Source organism: Algoriphagus antarcticus (assembly GCF_002150685.1).
Taxonomy (GTDB): domain Bacteria; phylum Bacteroidota; class Bacteroidia; order Cytophagales; family Cyclobacteriaceae; genus Algoriphagus; species Algoriphagus antarcticus.
This window is the reverse complement of the sequence record NZ_MSSW01000036.1, coordinates 1-605: the sequence shown is the minus strand read 5'-3', so window position 1 is coordinate 605 and position 605 is coordinate 1. Positions and strand designations below refer to the sequence as shown.

The window sequence follows — 605 nt, the reverse complement described above, 5'->3', positions numbered from 1 at the left end:
TGTGTTCCACCTGATGGCTTCCTGCTTCAAACATCGCCAGTTGCTGCCCATACAGCGTCTGGATGATCCAGTACTTCCGTTGCATCCGAGGGGAGAGTGGAAAGATGGTAAAGGTATCCAGTTGTTTTTCAATCGTCTTGAAGTTCCTTTTTAGATACTGTAGTTGGAATTTAATGCCTTTTCGGATGACTTTTCGAGAGGGATTTTTGTTCTGGGCAACCTTGAGATAGCGCTTTCTGGCCACTTGTCGGTAGGTTCTGGGCTTCTTTCCCAGTGGGTTTGCCGCATGGAGTTCATCGATAATTGCTTCTGTGATTTCCCTGGACTTGTCCAATAATCTAATATCGGTGGGATAGGCGATGTCTTGGGGACAGGCCGTGGCATCATAGATCACTTCGCCTTTGTTTGGACAGTCTACTTCAGATCCATTCGCACCGGTAGCGGTCTTATCTTTTTTTTTACAGTTTTGTCCTGCGCGAATTCATGGATCTTATCGTTCATCTCGGCAATCAATTCATCGCCGAGCCGCTTTCTGATATCCACAAAAAGGGAGGCATCAAAGGGAGGCCGTTTGATATAGGAACTGTACCCCAGAAAATATTGAA

2 pseudogenes are annotated in these 605 nt (G+C 46.1%); both read right to left on the bottom strand.

Annotated elements, in window-relative coordinates:
* Positions 1-394 (bottom strand): annotated as a pseudogene (locus BVH04_RS13050) (IS5 family transposase); the annotation flags it as partial.
* A gap of 20 nt (positions 395-414) precedes the next feature.
* Positions 415-605: pseudogene (locus tag BVH04_RS25815) on the bottom strand (hypothetical protein); the annotation flags it as partial.